At 59.0% G+C, this 15,204-nt stretch carries 29 protein-coding genes and 1 tRNA gene; 28 read left to right on the plus strand and 2 right to left on the minus strand.

Features of this window, described 5'->3' with window-relative positions:
• Positions 1-146 precede the first annotated feature (146 nt).
• Both FYB76_RS18875 and FYB76_RS18880 read right to left on the minus strand, forming a co-directional pair.
• The gene (locus FYB76_RS18875; RefSeq protein ID WP_154134657.1) at positions 147-623 is read right to left on the minus strand and encodes a hypothetical protein; all 477 of its coding nucleotides are present in this window, start codon (positions 621-623) and stop codon (positions 147-149) included.
• 23 nt (positions 624-646) lie between these two features.
• The gene (locus tag FYB76_RS18880; RefSeq protein WP_154134658.1) at positions 647-1,339 is read right to left on the minus strand and encodes a LexA family transcriptional regulator; all 693 of its coding nucleotides are present in this window, start codon (positions 1,337-1,339) and stop codon (positions 647-649) included.
• Between the two features lie 98 nt (positions 1,340-1,437).
• Between FYB76_RS18880 and FYB76_RS18885 the strand changes: the two genes are divergently transcribed.
• The 28 genes from FYB76_RS18885 (at position 1,438) to FYB76_RS19025 (ending at position 15,128) form a co-directional block, all read left to right on the plus strand.
• A complete protein-coding gene (locus FYB76_RS18885; RefSeq protein WP_154134659.1) occupies positions 1,438-1,680 on the plus strand; it encodes a hypothetical protein in 243 nt (80 codons plus the stop codon).
• Between the two features lie 82 nt (positions 1,681-1,762).
• Entirely contained in the window at positions 1,763-2,161 is a 399-nt protein-coding gene (locus tag FYB76_RS18890) for a hypothetical protein (protein WP_154134660.1), read from the plus strand.
• 11 nt (positions 2,162-2,172) lie between these two features.
• Complete coding sequence (locus tag FYB76_RS18895; RefSeq protein WP_154134661.1) at positions 2,173-2,544, plus strand: hypothetical protein; 372 nt, start codon at positions 2,173-2,175, stop codon at positions 2,542-2,544.
• Positions 2,541-3,107: a hypothetical protein gene (locus FYB76_RS18900; RefSeq protein ID WP_154134662.1), complete on the plus strand. Its 567-nt coding sequence runs from the start codon at positions 2,541-2,543 to the stop codon at positions 3,105-3,107. The genes FYB76_RS18895 and FYB76_RS18900 overlap by 4 nt, the downstream gene beginning before the upstream one ends.
• Positions 3,104-3,625 (plus strand): DUF1367 family protein, encoded by a 522-nt coding sequence (locus tag FYB76_RS18905; protein ID WP_154134663.1) that lies wholly within the window; start codon positions 3,104-3,106, stop codon positions 3,623-3,625. Before FYB76_RS18900 ends, FYB76_RS18905 begins: the two co-directional genes overlap by 4 nt.
• Entirely contained in the window at positions 3,622-4,260 is a 639-nt protein-coding gene (locus FYB76_RS18910; RefSeq protein WP_154134664.1) for a recombination protein NinG, read from the plus strand. The genes FYB76_RS18905 and FYB76_RS18910 overlap by 4 nt, the downstream gene beginning before the upstream one ends.
• Positions 4,260-5,018, plus strand: a complete 759-nt coding sequence (locus FYB76_RS18915) for an HNH endonuclease (RefSeq protein WP_154134665.1) — start codon at positions 4,260-4,262, stop codon at positions 5,016-5,018. Before FYB76_RS18910 ends, FYB76_RS18915 begins: the two co-directional genes overlap by 1 nt.
• Position 5,019: 1 nt before the next feature.
• On the plus strand, positions 5,020-5,901 hold the full coding sequence (locus FYB76_RS26685) for a hypothetical protein (protein ID WP_195724671.1): 882 nt from the start codon (positions 5,020-5,022) through the stop codon (positions 5,899-5,901).
• Positions 5,870-6,577: a 2-hydroxyacyl-CoA dehydratase family protein gene (locus tag FYB76_RS18925; RefSeq protein WP_154134666.1), complete on the plus strand. Its 708-nt coding sequence runs from the start codon at positions 5,870-5,872 to the stop codon at positions 6,575-6,577. The genes FYB76_RS26685 and FYB76_RS18925 overlap by 32 nt, the downstream gene beginning before the upstream one ends.
• Positions 6,574-6,795, plus strand: a complete 222-nt coding sequence (locus FYB76_RS18930; protein WP_154134667.1) for a hypothetical protein — start codon at positions 6,574-6,576, stop codon at positions 6,793-6,795. The genes FYB76_RS18925 and FYB76_RS18930 overlap by 4 nt, the downstream gene beginning before the upstream one ends.
• Entirely contained in the window at positions 6,776-7,279 is a 504-nt protein-coding gene (locus FYB76_RS18935; protein ID WP_154134668.1) for a hypothetical protein, read from the plus strand. The genes FYB76_RS18930 and FYB76_RS18935 overlap by 20 nt, the downstream gene beginning before the upstream one ends.
• 14 nt (positions 7,280-7,293) lie before the next feature.
• The gene (locus tag FYB76_RS18940; protein WP_154134669.1) at positions 7,294-7,692 is read left to right on the plus strand and encodes a hypothetical protein; all 399 of its coding nucleotides are present in this window, start codon (positions 7,294-7,296) and stop codon (positions 7,690-7,692) included.
• Positions 7,689-7,880: a hypothetical protein gene (locus tag FYB76_RS18945; protein WP_154134670.1), complete on the plus strand. Its 192-nt coding sequence runs from the start codon at positions 7,689-7,691 to the stop codon at positions 7,878-7,880. The genes FYB76_RS18940 and FYB76_RS18945 overlap by 4 nt, the downstream gene beginning before the upstream one ends.
• Positions 7,877-8,095, plus strand: a complete 219-nt coding sequence (locus tag FYB76_RS18950; protein ID WP_154134671.1) for a hypothetical protein — start codon at positions 7,877-7,879, stop codon at positions 8,093-8,095. Before FYB76_RS18945 ends, FYB76_RS18950 begins: the two co-directional genes overlap by 4 nt.
• Positions 8,092-8,601, plus strand: a complete 510-nt coding sequence (locus tag FYB76_RS18955; RefSeq protein WP_154134672.1) for a hypothetical protein — start codon at positions 8,092-8,094, stop codon at positions 8,599-8,601. The genes FYB76_RS18950 and FYB76_RS18955 overlap by 4 nt, the downstream gene beginning before the upstream one ends.
• Complete coding sequence (locus FYB76_RS18960; RefSeq protein ID WP_154134673.1) at positions 8,601-8,762, plus strand: hypothetical protein; 162 nt, start codon at positions 8,601-8,603, stop codon at positions 8,760-8,762. The genes FYB76_RS18955 and FYB76_RS18960 overlap by 1 nt, the downstream gene beginning before the upstream one ends.
• Positions 8,762-8,995 (plus strand): hypothetical protein, encoded by a 234-nt coding sequence (locus tag FYB76_RS18965; RefSeq protein ID WP_154134674.1) that lies wholly within the window; start codon positions 8,762-8,764, stop codon positions 8,993-8,995. The genes FYB76_RS18960 and FYB76_RS18965 overlap by 1 nt, the downstream gene beginning before the upstream one ends.
• A gap of 19 nt (positions 8,996-9,014) precedes the next feature.
• Positions 9,015-9,257: a hypothetical protein gene (locus tag FYB76_RS18970; protein WP_154134675.1), complete on the plus strand. Its 243-nt coding sequence runs from the start codon at positions 9,015-9,017 to the stop codon at positions 9,255-9,257.
• The gene (locus FYB76_RS18975; protein ID WP_154134676.1) at positions 9,254-9,580 is read left to right on the plus strand and encodes a hypothetical protein; all 327 of its coding nucleotides are present in this window, start codon (positions 9,254-9,256) and stop codon (positions 9,578-9,580) included. The genes FYB76_RS18970 and FYB76_RS18975 overlap by 4 nt, the downstream gene beginning before the upstream one ends.
• Entirely contained in the window at positions 9,577-9,765 is a 189-nt protein-coding gene (locus FYB76_RS18980; RefSeq protein ID WP_195724672.1) for a hypothetical protein, read from the plus strand. The genes FYB76_RS18975 and FYB76_RS18980 overlap by 4 nt, the downstream gene beginning before the upstream one ends.
• On the plus strand, positions 9,762-9,959 hold the full coding sequence (locus FYB76_RS18985) for a hypothetical protein (RefSeq protein ID WP_154134678.1): 198 nt from the start codon (positions 9,762-9,764) through the stop codon (positions 9,957-9,959). Before FYB76_RS18980 ends, FYB76_RS18985 begins: the two co-directional genes overlap by 4 nt.
• Positions 9,956-10,273 carry a hypothetical protein gene (locus FYB76_RS18990; RefSeq protein WP_154134679.1) on the plus strand — a complete coding sequence of 106 codons (318 nt, stop codon included), beginning with the start codon at positions 9,956-9,958 and terminating at the stop codon, positions 10,271-10,273. The genes FYB76_RS18985 and FYB76_RS18990 overlap by 4 nt, the downstream gene beginning before the upstream one ends.
• Complete coding sequence (locus FYB76_RS18995; protein WP_154134680.1) at positions 10,273-10,482, plus strand: hypothetical protein; 210 nt, start codon at positions 10,273-10,275, stop codon at positions 10,480-10,482. The genes FYB76_RS18990 and FYB76_RS18995 overlap by 1 nt, the downstream gene beginning before the upstream one ends.
• Before the next feature lie 13 nt (positions 10,483-10,495).
• Positions 10,496-10,831: a hypothetical protein gene (locus FYB76_RS19000; protein ID WP_154134681.1), complete on the plus strand. Its 336-nt coding sequence runs from the start codon at positions 10,496-10,498 to the stop codon at positions 10,829-10,831.
• A 548-nt stretch (positions 10,832-11,379) separates the two neighbouring features.
• A tRNA-Thr gene (locus tag FYB76_RS19005) sits at positions 11,380-11,455 on the plus strand.
• 364 nt (positions 11,456-11,819) lie between these two features.
• The gene (locus tag FYB76_RS19015) at positions 11,820-12,365 is read left to right on the plus strand and encodes a Hin recombinase (protein ID WP_154134683.1); all 546 of its coding nucleotides are present in this window, start codon (positions 11,820-11,822) and stop codon (positions 12,363-12,365) included.
• A complete protein-coding gene (locus FYB76_RS19020; protein WP_154134684.1) occupies positions 12,352-13,641 on the plus strand; it encodes a terminase large subunit domain-containing protein in 1,290 nt (429 codons plus the stop codon). The genes FYB76_RS19015 and FYB76_RS19020 overlap by 14 nt, the downstream gene beginning before the upstream one ends.
• A complete protein-coding gene (locus FYB76_RS19025) occupies positions 13,641-15,128 on the plus strand; it encodes a DUF4055 domain-containing protein (RefSeq protein WP_154134685.1) in 1,488 nt (495 codons plus the stop codon). Before FYB76_RS19020 ends, FYB76_RS19025 begins: the two co-directional genes overlap by 1 nt.
• Positions 15,129-15,204 lie beyond the last annotated feature (76 nt).

The following is a 15,204-nucleotide window of genomic DNA, read 5'->3' on the forward strand; positions in this document are numbered from 1 at the left end:
TTATTACCGAAACGGTAAATCAAAGCAAACCAAAAAGGTAATAATCCTTATTATATTTTGTTACCGAAACGGTCAATTTAATAGCTTTTTGAAATATGCAGGCGTAAAAAAACCGCCCGAAGGCGGTTTGAAATGATTCGCGCTGTCTATTTCCATTCAACCTGATCAAGGACCAGGCCTGGAACGCCAAGGGGAAGCTGGCGGACGGTTCCATAGAAGACGCCTTTGCAAAGAATGACTTGGCAGCCATTCGCCAGTTTCTTTCGGTCCTCACGCGGCAGCTTGTCGTATGTAGCAAAAACGGGATTCATATCAAGCTCATCACTTTTTATCAGAAGCTGCTCTCCTATTGTCTGAGCTAAAGCGCCAACCATTACTTTCTTCCCATTCAACTCTTTGATATCAACTTTCAGATCAGAAAACTTCATCCAAGCGTAGCCTTTTACTGGCTGCTGGGCGGCTTGATACTCCTTCACTGCCGCATCCCTGATGTTGTCGTAGCAAGCCAAACGCTTCTTGTCATCCTTAACCACGGCGCATTTGCTGAACATATCCGTTGCGTCTAGCGCTTGGGCCGCTCCCGACATAAAAAGTGGGAAGGCGGCAAAGAAAATTCGTTTCATACACTACCCCTTAATAATGCATTTTAGAAATCTTCTCTCTGCAGCATCACCACACGTCCGATCACAATGCAGTTTCCCTGCGTGCATTCGTGCGGGTGGAAGCGTGCCTGGTCCGGATTGTCGGACATGAGGAACCAGCGGCCATAATTGCGCGCCATGCGCTTGATGACGGCCTCACCGTCCAGGTTGACCGCATAGGTCTTGCCGTCCTTGGGGATGGTGTCTGCGATGTTGATGACCACAGTATCCCCGGCCGACATCGTCGGCTCCATGCTTTCCCCCTTTACGCCGATGGCGACAAGTTTCTCCGCGACATACCCCTTTTTGATCAGCCACTCTTTGCGGAAGGTGATAGGTCTTCCGTCGTCCATATCTGGGGCTGATTCGAATCCCGTAATGCCGGCTGACAATTTAAGTTTGACCTTTCTGATTTCTACGAATTCTTCGTTGTCCGGGTCGTGCTCAATGATGCGCGTATATCCAGGCGGCAATGGGACCTCGTGGTCAGCGTCCATCCAAAATTCTGGGTAGCCGAATTCCGCCTCGATCTTCCGAGCGGTTCCGTTGCCGATATCCTTGGAACCAGAAAGATAACGATTTACCAACGATGGCGTGCTGTAGCCGAGTCGATTTGCGGCAGTTGTTTGACTGCCGTCACACTTCTGCGCAATCACGCTCGCGAAGTTAAGCTGCCGGATTTTCTGTATAGGTTTCATGCGGGGGATTAAGCCAGCATATACCGCAATGGTAAATGCACTAAAAAGGTAATAAATTTACCTTGCGCTGTTACCGCAATGGTAATAGTATGTGGGATATGAAAACGCCCACTTGCGCAGACTTCAAATCTTTCTATCGCTCCCTCGCGACCGAGGACAAAGCGAAATTTGCCGCGTGCGCCGGCACATCGAAAGAGTACATCGAGGTTCACCTGGTCTACGCGCGCCGCATGCCGCGCAAGGACAAGATGGACGCGCTGCACGCCGCCTGCCTCAAGTTTGGGGCCAAGTTCACCAAACAAGCACTGATCGCCTTCTTCTACGAAGAACAGGCCGCCTGAATTTTTCGAGGCATGGGTTTCCATGCCTAAATTTTTGTCCGTTCTTGCCTCTCAACACTACTCAACTTGCTTGAGAACCATCATGAGCCTTCAACAAATCTCGCTGCCAGTAGAAGTCCGACCCGAAGAAATCGCCCGAGAGAAAACGCTCGGTGACGCCATTGCTCTGTGCGCCAAGGTTGCCGGTTATGCCTTGGACAAGGAACTGCAGATGGAGCTGGGCGCCGACAAAGGCCAGTTCTCGCGCTGGTTGTCGGGCGGTGAGGGCATTGTCTGGCCGAAGCTGCAGAAGCTCATGGATGTGTGCGGCAATGAGGCGCCGGTCCTGTGGATGCTGCATCAGCTGGGCTACGACCTTAACAGCCTGCGCCGCCGCGAAACCGAGACCGAGAAGAAGCTGCGCCTGGCCGAAGAGCGCATCGCCGCTTTGGAACATGAGCGCGAAATCACCATGCGGACCTTCCGCGAACTGCGTGCGTAAGGAGAGGGCGTATGACCACCACCATCGAACTCAGCAAGGTATCGAGCAAGGCCATGCTCAAGGAGCTTTCCTCCCGCGGCCGTCAGAAGGGTGAAGAGGGCATTGCCCTGGCCGTGGAGCATGCTGGCGAATGCTGGCTGGACAACATCCTCCCCGTTTTCCATGACTGGCTGATGGTCCGCACCGAGGCCTTCGCCATCGAGGACTTCCGCATCTACGTCGAGCACCACCGCCCGGAACTCTGCCCTGTGTCCAACAAGGCATGGGGAGTCATCCCGACTGCAGCAAAGAAAAAGGGCTGGATCGTGCGCGACGGCTTCCGCCTGGCAATCTCCCCGCAGACGAGGGGCCACGAAATCAAGATGTACCGGGTGGCCGCATGACAGCCTGGAACGAGCGCATGATCGCGCGCGCCATCTCTCAGCAGACCTTGCAGCGCCGCTGCGTCCTGCTGGTGGATAACTGCAACTGGACCGGCCATGAATGCGATGTCCTTGGCGTCACGCTTGATCTGAGGATCATTGACATCGAGATAAAAATCAGTCGCTCCGATTTGAAGGCTGATGCAAAAAAAGAGAAGTGGTGGCATCGCGCATACAACTGGCCATTCCTCTCGCCGTACAACGTCGAGCACGGCTGCCCGGCCCCTGACCAGCGCCTTATCCATCCGAAAAAGGTCTGGAAGCACTATTACGCCATGCCGGCAGAAATCTGGAAGCCAGATCTTCTGGAGTACCTGGCATCGCCGGCCAGCGGCGTTCTGCTGCTGCGCGACCAAGGTGCGTATATGGACGTGCGCTGCGAGCGCCGCGCCACTCCAAACCGGAACGCTGAAAGGCTGACGCCTGAGCAGGTGATGGATATCACCCGCCTTGCGAACCTGCGCATGTGGGAAAGCTATCAGAAGATTGATTCGATGCGCGAAGACCTGCGGAGCGCAGCATGACGCAGACCCTCATCATGCGCGACCACAGCATCAGCCTTACCGAGACCGAGAAGCAGATCGGCCAGAAGGTGCTGACCGAAGTCCTGCGCGGCGTGGACGAGAAGCACCACAAGCGCTGGCGCCGCGTGGTGAATACCTGGTTCGGCCTGGAAGAGGGCGAGATCACTACAGTTGACACGCGCCACCCGCGCAGCGGCCCATTCCATCGCTTCCACATGGCCATGGAGCAGGCTGTCTTCAATGGCCAGGAGCGCTTCCGTGACTTTGACCGCTTCCGCGACTGGCTGAAGATCGGCGCCGGCCATGTTGAATGGGTGCCAGGCGCCAAGGGCGGCATCGTGCCACTGCCGAAGTCCATCAGCTATTCCGAGATCGAAGAGCAGGAGATGCGCGAGCTGCACGAGCAGATGCTGGCCTTCTTGCACGGTGACCATGCCGCGCCATATCTGTGGCGCCACCTGGATGCCGAAGAGGCCGGCGCCATGATGGCCAGCATTCTGGACGGGTTCGACAAATGATCCGCTCCCAACTCACCCGCAAGAAGGCAGACAAGCCGCGCGAGCCGAAAAATGTTTCCTGCAAGGTTTGCAAGGCCAAGTACGTGAAGCTTTCGATGTCGCACGTGGCCTGCTCGCCGGCGTGCGCGATTGAATGGGCCAAGCGCCAGCGCGAGAAGCGCGAGCGGGAGGCAATGCGTGCCGATCGTGTTGCCGATCGGGCGAAGAAGGAAGCGATGAAGCCGCGGCCCCAGCTGATCAAGGAGGCGCAGACGGCCTTCAATAGGTTCATCCGCGCGCGCGATGCCTTCCAGCCTTGCATCTGCTGCGGCCGCCCGCTGACCGGCAGCCAGGGCCTGAACTCGCACAATGTGGATGCCGGTCATTACCGGTCTGTCGGCAGCGCGCCGCATCTGCGCTTTGATGAACGGAACTGCCACGCCCAACTGGTCCAGTGCAATCGCTACGGCGCCGGCCGCGCGGTGGATTACCGCCTGGGCCTGATCGAGCGCATCGGCCTTGAAGCCGTCGAGGCCCTGGAATCTGACCAGGAATCACGCAACTGGACGCATGACGACCTGCGCTCCATTCGCAGGATCTACGAATTGAAATTGAAGGATTTGCTCGCAGCGCGGGCGGAAGGACAGGCAGTCTGATGGCAACCAGAAAAAATATCAGCAAGAAGACGCGTTTCGAAGTCTTCAAACGGGACTCTTTCAAGTGCCAATACTGCGGGCGTTGCGCACCGGAAGTAATTTTGCACGTCGACCACATCCACCCGGTTAGCAAGGGCGGAGAGAACGACATCCTGAACTACATCACCGCCTGCGCCGAATGCAACGGTGGCAAGAGCGACCGCCTTTTGTCCGACGATTCGGTAATGGCGAAGCAGCGCGCGCAACTCGAAGAACTCAACCAGCGCCGCGAGCAGCTGGAGCAGATGCTGGCATGGCGCGAGGGCATGCGGGACATTGATGACGTCGCCTTTGCGGCAGCATCCGAAGCTTGGCATAACCTTGTTCCCGGGTATTCGCTGAACGATCAAGGCGAGAAGCAACTGAAGAAGGTCATCGAGAAGTTCGGCCTTCAGCAGGTTCTCGCGGCCATCGATACATGCGCCAACTACCTGGAAGAGGGTGACGGTAAATTCACCCACGAGAGCGTGGCACTTGCATTCAGAAAGATCGGCGGTATTTGCCGCATGGCATCCGAGCCGGACTGGAAGCGCGACCTTTATTACATTCGGGGCATCGCTCGCAACAGATTCACCTATGTGAATCAGGTCGAATGCCTTCGCCTTCTGGAAGAGGGCTATCACGCCGGGTTGGAGATCAGCGAGATGAAAAGCATCACGCTGAATGCCCGCAACTGGACCGCCTGGCATCAGGAAATGCGTTCGGCGATGGGGGTCTAGCATGGCTCGCGCGCGCAACATCAAGCCGGCGATCATGGTGAACGAGGATCTCGCGTCCTTGCCGCCTCTGACGCGCCTGCTGTTCATTTACCTGTGGATGCTCGCAGATCGCGAGGGGCGGCTTGAAGATCGGCCGAATCGCATCGCAGTACAGGCCCTTCCTTACGACCGGTCTGCCGATGTCGAGGCCATGCTCGACACCCTGTGCGCTGAGGGCTTCATTCATCGGTACGAGGCGGCCGGCGTGAAGGTGATTCACATCGTCAGTTTCCCCAAGCACCAGACGCCTCACGGCACAGAAAAAGACAGTGATTTGCCGGACCAAAACGGCAAATTGTGGGTTCATGAACGAGGTAAAAACGGATACACGACTGGCTCTGTCTCGTTAAAAGACGCACCTATAACAGAGGCCAAACAGTCTTCTAACGATTCTTTAACAGTTAAAGAACACCCTGATTCTCTGATTCCTGATTCTCTGATTCCTGATTCACCGATTCCTAATACATCGCCTTCGGCGAAAAAGGCGAAACCCGTTGCTCCCGCCTATTCGGCGGAAGCTGCTCTCGTGGAGGCGGGCGTTGACCAGCAGGTAGCAGCTGACTGGCTTCAGGTGCGCAAAGCCAAGCGGGCCAAGCCGACCAAGACCGGGATTGATGGCGTCTTGCGGAACATCCGGAAAGCCGGGATGACCCCCGATCAAGGAATCCGCATTTGCTGCGAGCGGGGATGGGCTGGATTCAATCCCGACTGGCTTTCTCCGCAGCAGGCTCGCGCCTCTCCTTCTGGCCCATACGAATCGGCAAAAGACAAATCCAGGCGAGAGACCTACGCAGCACTGACAGGACAGAACCATGAACAGCGAACCCTCATTGACATCAACTAGCGCGCCGGCGTTGCCGATCCATTGGATCGAGAGCCTGTTCCAGCGCATGACCTTCGCCTACGGCGCGAAGTTCGCGGACCAGTGGAAGGGGATCGATCCGGACGGCCTGAAGCGCCACTGGGCTGAAAAGCTGGCCGGCCTTACGGGCGAACAGTTGAAGGCCGGCGTGGCGAAGCTGGACACCCTGGATTGGCCGCCGAGCCTTCCGCAGTTCATCCGCCTATGCAAGCCCACCGTGGAGGCCGTAGCGGCTTATTACGAAGCTCTGGCGGGCATTGAGGCGCGTAAGCGTGGGGAAATGGGCAAATGGTCTCATCCGGCCATTTTCTGGGCCGCTACGCCCATGGCCTATGACTTCGACCAGATGACCTATTCGCAGATCAAGCACCGCTGGGAGCGGGCCCTTGATGAGCAGTTGGACAAGGGCGAGTGGCGCGACATCCCGAAGCCTGTTCTGGCGCTTCCTGAGCCTGGCAAGACCGGCCTCTCCCGCGAGAAGGCGGCGCAGCTGGTGAAGGACTACGGGGCGGAGGGCGTGGTGAAGAGCGCCACTAGCAAGACCGACCACAAGCACTGGGCCAAGAAGATCAAGGCGAGGCAGAAGCGCGGCGACAAGTCCCTGACGCTGATCCAGATCAAGTTCGCCGACGAGGCGCTGGTCGGCGCAGATGCATGAAATGCCTGGACTGCTCCCACATGACCTCTGGAGACAGCCCGGGCAGCAAGGAGATGAGCCGGCACGGTTTCAGCCTCTGTGATCGGGAGCGGAGCCAGGCGCACTACCGGTCAATGACGGCGGAAAGAGATTGCGGGAAGTTTGAAATGGCGGCGGCCGACGTGCTGGCGCAGCGAATCAGATGGATGGAGAAACAACATGGCAAAGAAGCCGCGTAACAAAGCATACAAGCCGAAGGGCGCATTGATAAACCCACTCGAGTGGGCAATCGCCGGCGCGCACACTTTGCTGCTTGGACAGCAGGAAGCCTTCATCAAGCCAGTTGACGATGCGATCGACCTGCTGCGCCAGGGCGTTGCCACCCGCGACGACTGGAACATGGTGGCCAGCGCGATGAACATCGCCGTGGCCCTGGCCGACCTGCAAATTTGCCCGAACTTCTTCCCGGACTTCGAGCGTGCGCAAGAGGCGCTGCGGGAAATCGCCCGCCGGATGATCCAGCGCGGCACGTCGACCTGCTACGCCACCGAGCTGGAAGCCATCCGCGAGGCCCGCGACATGTACCGCATCCAGCTGCGCTACTGCACCCAAGCAGAGTCCAGCCGCGCCATCAAGCGAGTGAAGGACACCCATCGTTCTGGCGGTATGCAGGACATGGCCAAGCTGTTCAACAACATGCCGCCTGCTGCTCAGGCTGCTTAACCAAGGAGAGATAAATGGACGCATCGCAAAAACTGAAGCACATGATCCTGTTGAAGTTGGCCGAATGGGACGGGAAAGAATTGCCGCTGATCACGGCCGAAAACATTGACCGTCTTTATGACGAGGACGATCAGAAGTGGGACGCAATCAATGAGCTTCGCGGCGGCGAAGTGGAAACCGGCTTGCCGACACCCTATGCGCGGTATTTCGAAGTCAAGGCGGTCGCGGCCAAGTATATCGATGGTACTTGGGTTGGTTGGAATTACTACTATGGCGGCGGTAAACACTCCAATCCAGAAGCGATCGAGTGGATTGACGAGGCCTATGACGTCGCCGTGAAAGAAGAAGAAAAGCTGGTGCTGGTGCGCGAATTCAGCAAAATCGCGGTCGCGCAGGAAGGCGGTGCAGCATGAGAGTCGCCGACTTGATCGAGGAGCTGAAGAAGCTCCCGCAGCATTATTCGGTGCTGCTCGTCACGCCCAGCGCGAATGAGGAAGGCTTGCCGAATGGTGAAGATTATTGGGCCGTCGAAGCCGTCGGCAAAGAAAGCGGCCTCGGCGAATGGGGCTCAGTGATTCGGATTGATGGAGGCAACCTGTGAGCGCCGCTACCCTTTTCGACAAGGTCATCAACACCCTGGTGCTGAAGAACGATGCCGGCCTGGCGCGCGAGATGGACAGTCATCCGGTGGTGATCAGCAAGATGCGCAACAACCGCATCCCTGTCGGCCCGCTGATGATCCTCCGCATCCACGAGGCCACCGGCTGGCCTACCAAGCAGATCAAGGCGGTGATTGCAGGGGAGGGCGCGCAATGATCGCCGCAACCCATACCAAAACATTCATCCGTTGCCCGCACTGCGATGGCGATGAGTTTCCGGTAGACCACATCCTTAACGGCACGTGGAAAAGGTCTTTCGGGCCGTGGTACTGCGATACCTGCGGGGGTTCCTTCCGTGGCACCAAAGACGATGTCGGCCAGATCGATTTGGAGCTGCTGGATGAGCGCAAGGTTCAAACGCTGGATTTGCTGGTGCTTCAGCCGCAGGCCAAGCCGGTCTATTTCGTGCTCAGGGGAATGCGTTTCGAGGGGCCGAAATTTGATGGCTATCCGGACAACAAGGAATTTTTCTACGAAGAGCACTCTTGCCCGACGAACTGGCTGCGAAACATCCAAACACTGATCCACGACGATGATGACGATCCACACGGCCTGATCGAGTTCGTCCGAAGCATAGAAAGCACTCCAGAGCTTCTGGAACGCGATGACATGCGTGAGGCTTTCCCTGAAGCGTTTTCCAACGACCAGAAAGGCGGTGCGTGATGGCCGCCATGTTGAAAGCCCTTTTCTGGATCAGCGCCATCGCCAATCAGGTGAATTGCGTGGCACTGGCCTACGACCACGACATGAAAGGCGCATGTCTGAGCGCTGTTTTTGCCATCGCCTCAACGATGGCTGCATGCGAACTGCGGGAGGCAAAGTGATGGCCACCCTGACAGTAGCGAACTGCCAAATCGTCTGCACGATTGAAGGCTTGGGTGGCTTCACAACGCCAGTCCAGCCATTCGAAGTGCCTGACGGGCTCTCGTTCACGCTTCAGCCCTCCACCGATCTGGAAACGCTGGATGCACTGGACATCCTTCTTTCGCCGCCCCGCACCTGCCTTTCCTGCGGAGCCAAGACCAACACCGCCGGCGAACTGCCTTGCGGACACTGACCACCACCTGGAGAACAGCATGATGAACATCGAAATCAACGGCAAGGAGCTGGGCCCTGTTTCATCCCTTCTGACCATCTTGGCGTTCGGCGCCATCGTGGCCTTCAGCATTGGCGCCACCTACAAGCGCATGGAGGCCACATCTGCATGCCTGCAAGCCGGCTATCCCCAGAGCAAGATGGACTGGCAGCTGAAGACCTACTGCGTGAAGCGCCAGGAGCAGAGCGACATCGTGGTGCCCCTGTCCGAGGTGCGCAAGTGAGCGCGCCCAAGACCGCCGTGACCCCGGCCATGATCCAGGCATTCCTCGCCCAGCATCCCGGCAGCACCATCCGCGACGTCGTGGCCGGCGTGCACTGCCACTTCAACACGGCCGCGCGCCTGCTGGAAGAGATGCGCCAGCGCGGCCAGCTCACCGCGACCCCGAACAAGGGCTACAAGGACAGCTTCCTCTACTGGCCGGCCAAGCTGGCGATTGCTGAGCCGCGCGCCGCGCTGCCGTTCCGGCCGCTGGGCCGGTATGACCTGGGCGCGCTGATGCGGCTTTGCCAGGGTGCCCGCAACTCGATGACGGGGGTGGTATGAAGTTTTCCGCGCGGATCAGGCGCATGCCAAAGCGCCGCCAGAAAATCGCCCTCACTCGCCTTTTGACCAATCGGCTGATGTGCATGGTCGGCAAGCCAATATCGGCGGCCACCCTTGATGAGGTCCAGCAGATTGTGGCCTCCACTCTTGGCGTTGTACCCTTTGAAAGCGATAAATCCACATGAACACCTTCACCGTAAAGATCAGCATGGAAGGGCCCACTGGCGAGGTGCTTGCCGTGGTGACGAATCCGGAAGAGGCCACGCCAGCGCTGCAGGCGTTTTATCTGGCGGCCGCTGCTATCTGCAACGCCGATGCCATGGATCGCATCCGTGCCGAGATCGAGGAGATGGGCCAGCCGGGGAGGGTGCTGAATTGAGCCAGAAAGAGCCCACCATCAGCGAGATGGTCATGGAAGTCATGGAGCCCGGCACCTGGTACACGACGCACGAGATCGCGGACCTGCTGGGCGTGGAAGCGGACCGCATTTTCCGCCAGGTCAAGGCGCTGGAAAAGGACTGCAAGCTCAATGGACGGAATTACAACGGCCGGAAGATGGTGCAGAAGCGCGTGGCGCATGCCGTTGCCGGCCCGGCCTATCTGCCTCCGCTCAAGCCGCTCACCGGCTACGACCCAGGCCAGCTGATGCGACTGTGTGAGGGCAGCCGCAACCCCAAGACCGGAATGACGTGATGGCGCTGCCGAGCAAAAGCTACCGCGACCCACTGGAGCAGCTTATCGAGCGCGAGGAAAGGACGTGCAAGGGCTGCGCCCACGAAACCAAGGTCTTCAACCGCCTGACCTGCGACAAGAAAAACCAGAAATACGGCCGGCGCTGCCGGCACTACACCGAGAAAGAGGGAACTGCCAATGTTCAATGCAAACGCGAAACGAGCACCTAAGCCCGTGGAATCAATGAACGACCGCCAGCGCGACGGCATGGAATACTGCTTGCTCGTCTGGTCCGACTGGATGCGCAAGGACGACCGCGACCTGGGCGTCAAGAGCATGTCCAGCCAGAGCGAAGCCGAGGCTGCCCTGGCGCGCCAAGAGAACGCCATTGCCGAGGCCACGGACGCCATGATGAAGAGCCTGGTGCCGCGCCACCAGTGGGCGATCAAGAAGAAGTTCGGCCTGGCCAAGGTCTGGGGCTTCCCGAATTCCGAGCTGCCGCAGTCTTACGCGGACGCTGTTGCGGCTTTGGAACCACTGCTGAAAAAAAACGTTGCAACCCGCATGCAATTTCCGTAAACTTCTGATCACTGGCTGTTTTCGCTCGCCTAGAGATTTTGAGCAGCACACTGAAAGCCCCGTTCATCACCGAGCGGGGCTTTCGTGTTTTCAGCCCCAATACGCATGCTGATTGACTGTGGAAGCAGACGCGCCTGGACCGCGCGACCCCGGAATGGGACATTCAGCATCCTTATTGGTGAATGCAAAGCAGACGTGCTGAGCCGGGATAGGGCAGCATCGGTCAAGAATTTGGTCGTGTGCCGCTGGTTCAAATCCAGCCACCAATAACAAGCCTCGCTCGGTCCGCCGCGCGGGGCTTTTTCGCTTGCGGGGACGAGTAGCCTCCCTGTCAGAGAGGCTCAGTAATTGGCTGGGCCCCATGTGAGCCGACGTACCGCGCATGTAGCCGTTGGGCAGCGGGTAGTTGGGGTTGGCGCCCCCTTAACGGATAAGTCAGCCTTAGACCACGGACAATTCAATAGCTGTATCAGCGGAGTGACCCGTCACGCCGGCGCGCGCTTGCGCTCCAACCGCAGCTGGGACGCTGTAACCCAGCACCAAATTGCGCCGTATTAGCTCAGTAGGCAGAGCGCCGGATTTGTAATCCGGATGCCCGGGGTTCGATTCCTCGATGCGGCACCAAATTTTCGCTTGTCTCCTCCCTGGTTGTGTGACCAGCTTGCCGCAGCCTTCGGGCTCGGCCTTTTTATTCTGCGCCGCCATGACACTGCAAAAACTCACTGTCGAGATTCGCTTGGCATGGTGGCTGCGCCTGTACCTGCGTTGCGTCGTCTTGTATGCAGCGCTGACCCTACAAGAGCCAGACGAGGAAAAGCTCGCCTACTGGATCAACAAGGGCTTATCAATTAAGTAATTCCGCGCGCCGGAAACACGGAAATATGACCGGCAGATCGACACGATATGGAAGCCGAATCCTTCGCCGGTTGCAGCTCCGGCGTGCTGTCGGCGCGGGGTCGATCATCCTTCCCATAGATAGAGGTTCCCCATGGGCCGCAAGTCATCACTCACGGAAAAGCAGTGGGCTGAGATTGCCGAACGCCTCTTGAAAGGGGAGGCGGGCCGAGTGCTCGCCCGCGAGTTCGGCATTTCAGAAGCCGCCATCCGCAAGCGCTTTGGTGCGCAAACAAAACAGATAAAAGACGTTGCAAATCAATTGGTTGCAGCGGAAACAGCATTTTCAGCCCTGCCGAAAAGTGCGCAAATTAGTGCGCGTACTTTGGCCGATGAACTAAAGGCCATCTCCACCCACCTCGCCAGCGCTGCCAAGTACGGCGCAATGACTTCCCATCGCCTGATGGGGATCGCCCACGGCCAGGTGGAGCAGGTGGACGACGCCGAGCCGGAGAAGTCCGCCGACGCCCTGACGCGCATCATTGCGCTGACCAAAACGGCCAACCTCTCTGCCGAAATCCCGCTTCGCCTGCTGCAAGCCAACAAGGACGCAGTGAAGCCTGAAGAAGAGCCGCCGGGCCCGGTGGAGGTCACATTCGTCACCAAGGACGCCCGAAAGCCTGCTCATGAGGAAGATTAGCTTTGAACTGAACGTGCCGCAGACTGCCTTCCTGCAGCTGCCGCACAAGTTCAAGGCATACGTGGCCGGCTTCGGCTCGGGCAAGACCTTTGTGGGCTGCGCGGGCATCGCACAACACTTCTGGCGCTGGCCTGGCATCAATCAGGGCTACTTCGCGCCGACCTATCCGCAGATCCGCGACATCTTCTATCCGACGATGGAGGAGGTTGCTTTCGGCATGGGCCTGCGCACGAAGGTGAAGGTGGCCGACCACGAGGTCGAGGTCTACGAGCGCCACCGGTACCGCGGCACGATCATCTGCCGGTCCATGGAGAAGCCTGAGACCATCGTCGGCTTCAAGATCGGCCACGGCCTGGTGGACGAACTGGACGTGATGGCGCAGCTCAAGGCGCAGACCGCGTGGCGGAAGATCATCGCCCGTATGCGCTACAACGAGCCCGGCCTGCTCAATGGCGTGGACGTCACGACGACGCCCGAGGGTTTCAAGTTCGTCTATCAGCAGTTCGTGCGTGCGCTCCGCGAGAAGCCGCACCTTGAAAAGCTTTACGGCCTCATTCAGGCCAGCACGTATGACAACGAGCTGAACCTGCCTGAAGACTATATCCAGTCCCTGTTCGACTCCTACCCGCCGCAGCTGATCTCGGCCTACCTGCGCGGCCAGTTCGTGAACCTGGCCAGCGGCAGCGTATATCCAGACTTTGACCGCCGGCTGAACCACACTGATGCCGTGCTGCAAGAGAAAGAGCCGATCCGCGTGGGCATGGACTTCAACGTGCTGAACATGACGGCCTGCATCAACGTGATCCGCGACGGCCTGCCTCTGACGGTAGATGAGCGCGTGAAGGTGCGTGACACGCCAGCCATGGCCAAGATTCTGAAGGAAGATTTCAAGGACAAGGGCCACCACGTGACCATCTATCCAGATGCGTCAGGTGGCAACACCAGCACCAAGAATGCCAGCGAGTCGGATCTGTCGATCCTACGCCAGGCCGGGTTCTCGATTGATGTGAACTCGGCCAACCCGGCAGTGAAGGACCGGGTCAACTCGGTGAACGCCATGATCTTGAATGCATCAGGCGAGCGCCGCTGGAAGATCAATACCTATCGATGCCCGGTCACGACTGAAGCCTTCGAGCAGCAGGTCTGGGGCCTGGACGGCCAGCCAGACAAGAAGACCGGACACGACCATCCATGTGACGCACAGGGTTATCTGCTTGTTAAGCATTGGCCCATCGTCAGAAACCAAATGCAACGAGTGACCATAGGCGGAGTGTAATGGGCGTCAAGTATCAGCATCCTGACTATAAGGCGATGGTGCCGCAGTGGAAACGCTGCCGCGATGCCGCCGCCGGTCAGAGCGCGGTGCACGCCGCCGGGGAGGCGTATTTGCCTCGCCTGAAGGACCAGACCGACAAGGAATATGCCGCGTATCTGGGCCGCACGCCATTCTTCGGCGCGACCTGGCGCACGCTGGCCGCCATGCTTGGCCTGATCTTTCGCAAGCCGCCGACCCTCGATGTACCGGAAGCGGCCGGCGAGATGATGGAGGACGTGACGCTCTCGGGCGTGCCGCTGGATGCCTTCGCCAAGACCCTGGTGGAGGAGGCGCTGACCGTGAACCGCGTGGGCGTGCTGGTGGACTATCCGCAGTCGTCGCCGGCTGCCACGCTGGCCGATGCCGCCGCGCTGGGCCTGCGCCCATCCCTGTGCATGTACTGCGCCGAGTCCATCATCAACTGGCGATTCGAGAAGATCGGCAACGCGCACCGCCTGACCATGGTGGTGCTGGCCGAGCAGCGCCTGGACCGCAAGGACGAGTTCGAGGACGAGCCCACGGACCAATGGCGCGTGCTGGACCTTGAGCGTGATGGCAACTCCGTGCGCTACCGGGTGCGCGTGTTCGAGGTGCAGAAGGACAAGGACGGCAAGGAAATCGACGTCCTCATGGAGGGCCCGGCCTATCCCATGCTGGGCGGCAAGCATCTGGACTTCATCCCGTTCATCTTCATGAGCGTGGACGACCTGACGCCGACCGTGGACCTGCCGCCGCTGGTCGACCTGGTGGACATGAACTATGCGCACTACCTGGTGAGCGCGGATTATGAGCACGGCTGCCACTTCGCTGGCCTGCCCACTCCGGTGGTGAGCGGCTACACGCCGGAGAACGGCCCGAACGGCGAGAAGCCCGACAAGCTCTATATCGGCAGCGCGGCTGCCTGGGTGTTCCCTGACCCGAACGCGAAGGCATCGTATCTGGAATTCACCGGCCAAGGGCTGGACGCGCTGGAAAAGAACCTGGCGCGCAAGGAAAACCAGATGGCCATCCTCGGCGCGCGGCTGCTGGAAGCCCCGAAAAAGGGCGTCGAGGCTGCAGAAACCGCAGGCATCCACCGCGCGGGCGAGAACTCCGTCCTGGCCAGCGTGGCGCAGACGCTCTCCGAAGGCCTGGAAAAGGCAGTCGAACTGCTGTGCATGTGGGCTGGCATCGATGGCGAGGTGGAATTCCACCTGAACCGCGATTTCTTCCCGATGCCGATGTCCTCGGACGAGCTCACCGCCCTGACGCAGGCCCTCCTGCAAGGCGCAATCAGCTTCGAGACCTACTTTGCCCAACTGCAGGCAGGCGAGATCATCGTTGCAACCCGCACGGTGGAGGAAGAGGACGCCGCCCGCAAGAAGGACAAGCCGGACGACCAGGCCGCGGCGCAGAAACCGCCCGCAGCCAAGCAGCCCGAACCGCAAGAACCATCCGAAATCGAGTAGCGCCGCTAGGCGGTGCTGCGCCCCATCTTTTCAAGCTCGGCTAGGCCGGGCTTTTTTTACGTCCACGCGGCAAGGC

The sequence above is a fragment of the Herbaspirillum sp. CAH-3 genome (genome assembly GCF_009668275.1).
Classification (GTDB): Bacteria; Pseudomonadota; Gammaproteobacteria; order Burkholderiales; family Burkholderiaceae_D; genus Herbaspirillum; species Herbaspirillum aquaticum.

Bases quoted from the DNA above. Each gene is read 5' to 3' on its own strand.
- FYB76_RS18875 (WP_154134657.1), bottom strand. From the start codon at position 623: ATGAAACGAATTTTCTTTGCCGCCTTCCCACTTTTTATGTCGGGAGCG.
- FYB76_RS18880 (WP_154134658.1), bottom strand. From the start codon at position 1,339: ATGAAACCTATACAGAAAATCCGGCAGCTTAACTTCGCGAGCGTGATT.
- FYB76_RS18885 (WP_154134659.1), top strand. From the start codon at position 1,438: ATGAAAACGCCCACTTGCGCAGACTTCAAATCTTTCTATCGCTCCCTC.
- FYB76_RS18890 (WP_154134660.1), top strand. From the start codon at position 1,763: ATGAGCCTTCAACAAATCTCGCTGCCAGTAGAAGTCCGACCCGAAGAA.
- FYB76_RS18895 (WP_154134661.1), top strand. From the start codon at position 2,173: ATGACCACCACCATCGAACTCAGCAAGGTATCGAGCAAGGCCATGCTC.
- FYB76_RS18900 (WP_154134662.1), top strand. From the start codon at position 2,541: ATGACAGCCTGGAACGAGCGCATGATCGCGCGCGCCATCTCTCAGCAG.
- FYB76_RS18905 (WP_154134663.1), top strand. From the start codon at position 3,104: ATGACGCAGACCCTCATCATGCGCGACCACAGCATCAGCCTTACCGAG.
- FYB76_RS18910 (WP_154134664.1), top strand. From the start codon at position 3,622: ATGATCCGCTCCCAACTCACCCGCAAGAAGGCAGACAAGCCGCGCGAG.
- FYB76_RS18915 (WP_154134665.1), top strand. From the start codon at position 4,260: ATGGCAACCAGAAAAAATATCAGCAAGAAGACGCGTTTCGAAGTCTTC.
- FYB76_RS26685 (WP_195724671.1), top strand. From the start codon at position 5,020: ATGGCTCGCGCGCGCAACATCAAGCCGGCGATCATGGTGAACGAGGAT.
- FYB76_RS18925 (WP_154134666.1), top strand. From the start codon at position 5,870: ATGAACAGCGAACCCTCATTGACATCAACTAGCGCGCCGGCGTTGCCG.
- FYB76_RS18930 (WP_154134667.1), top strand. From the start codon at position 6,574: ATGAAATGCCTGGACTGCTCCCACATGACCTCTGGAGACAGCCCGGGC.
- FYB76_RS18935 (WP_154134668.1), top strand. From the start codon at position 6,776: ATGGCAAAGAAGCCGCGTAACAAAGCATACAAGCCGAAGGGCGCATTG.
- FYB76_RS18940 (WP_154134669.1), top strand. From the start codon at position 7,294: ATGGACGCATCGCAAAAACTGAAGCACATGATCCTGTTGAAGTTGGCC.
- FYB76_RS18945 (WP_154134670.1), top strand. From the start codon at position 7,689: ATGAGAGTCGCCGACTTGATCGAGGAGCTGAAGAAGCTCCCGCAGCAT.
- FYB76_RS18955 (WP_154134672.1), top strand. From the start codon at position 8,092: ATGATCGCCGCAACCCATACCAAAACATTCATCCGTTGCCCGCACTGC.
- FYB76_RS18960 (WP_154134673.1), top strand. From the start codon at position 8,601: ATGGCCGCCATGTTGAAAGCCCTTTTCTGGATCAGCGCCATCGCCAAT.
- FYB76_RS18965 (WP_154134674.1), top strand. From the start codon at position 8,762: ATGGCCACCCTGACAGTAGCGAACTGCCAAATCGTCTGCACGATTGAA.
- FYB76_RS18970 (WP_154134675.1), top strand. From the start codon at position 9,015: ATGATGAACATCGAAATCAACGGCAAGGAGCTGGGCCCTGTTTCATCC.
- FYB76_RS18980 (WP_195724672.1), top strand. From the start codon at position 9,577: ATGAAGTTTTCCGCGCGGATCAGGCGCATGCCAAAGCGCCGCCAGAAA.
- FYB76_RS18985 (WP_154134678.1), top strand. From the start codon at position 9,762: ATGAACACCTTCACCGTAAAGATCAGCATGGAAGGGCCCACTGGCGAG.
- FYB76_RS18995 (WP_154134680.1), top strand. From the start codon at position 10,273: ATGGCGCTGCCGAGCAAAAGCTACCGCGACCCACTGGAGCAGCTTATC.
- FYB76_RS19000 (WP_154134681.1), top strand. From the start codon at position 10,496: ATGAACGACCGCCAGCGCGACGGCATGGAATACTGCTTGCTCGTCTGG.
- FYB76_RS19015 (WP_154134683.1), top strand. From the start codon at position 11,820: ATGGGCCGCAAGTCATCACTCACGGAAAAGCAGTGGGCTGAGATTGCC.
- FYB76_RS19020 (WP_154134684.1), top strand. From the start codon at position 12,352: ATGAGGAAGATTAGCTTTGAACTGAACGTGCCGCAGACTGCCTTCCTG.
- FYB76_RS19025 (WP_154134685.1), top strand. From the start codon at position 13,641: ATGGGCGTCAAGTATCAGCATCCTGACTATAAGGCGATGGTGCCGCAG.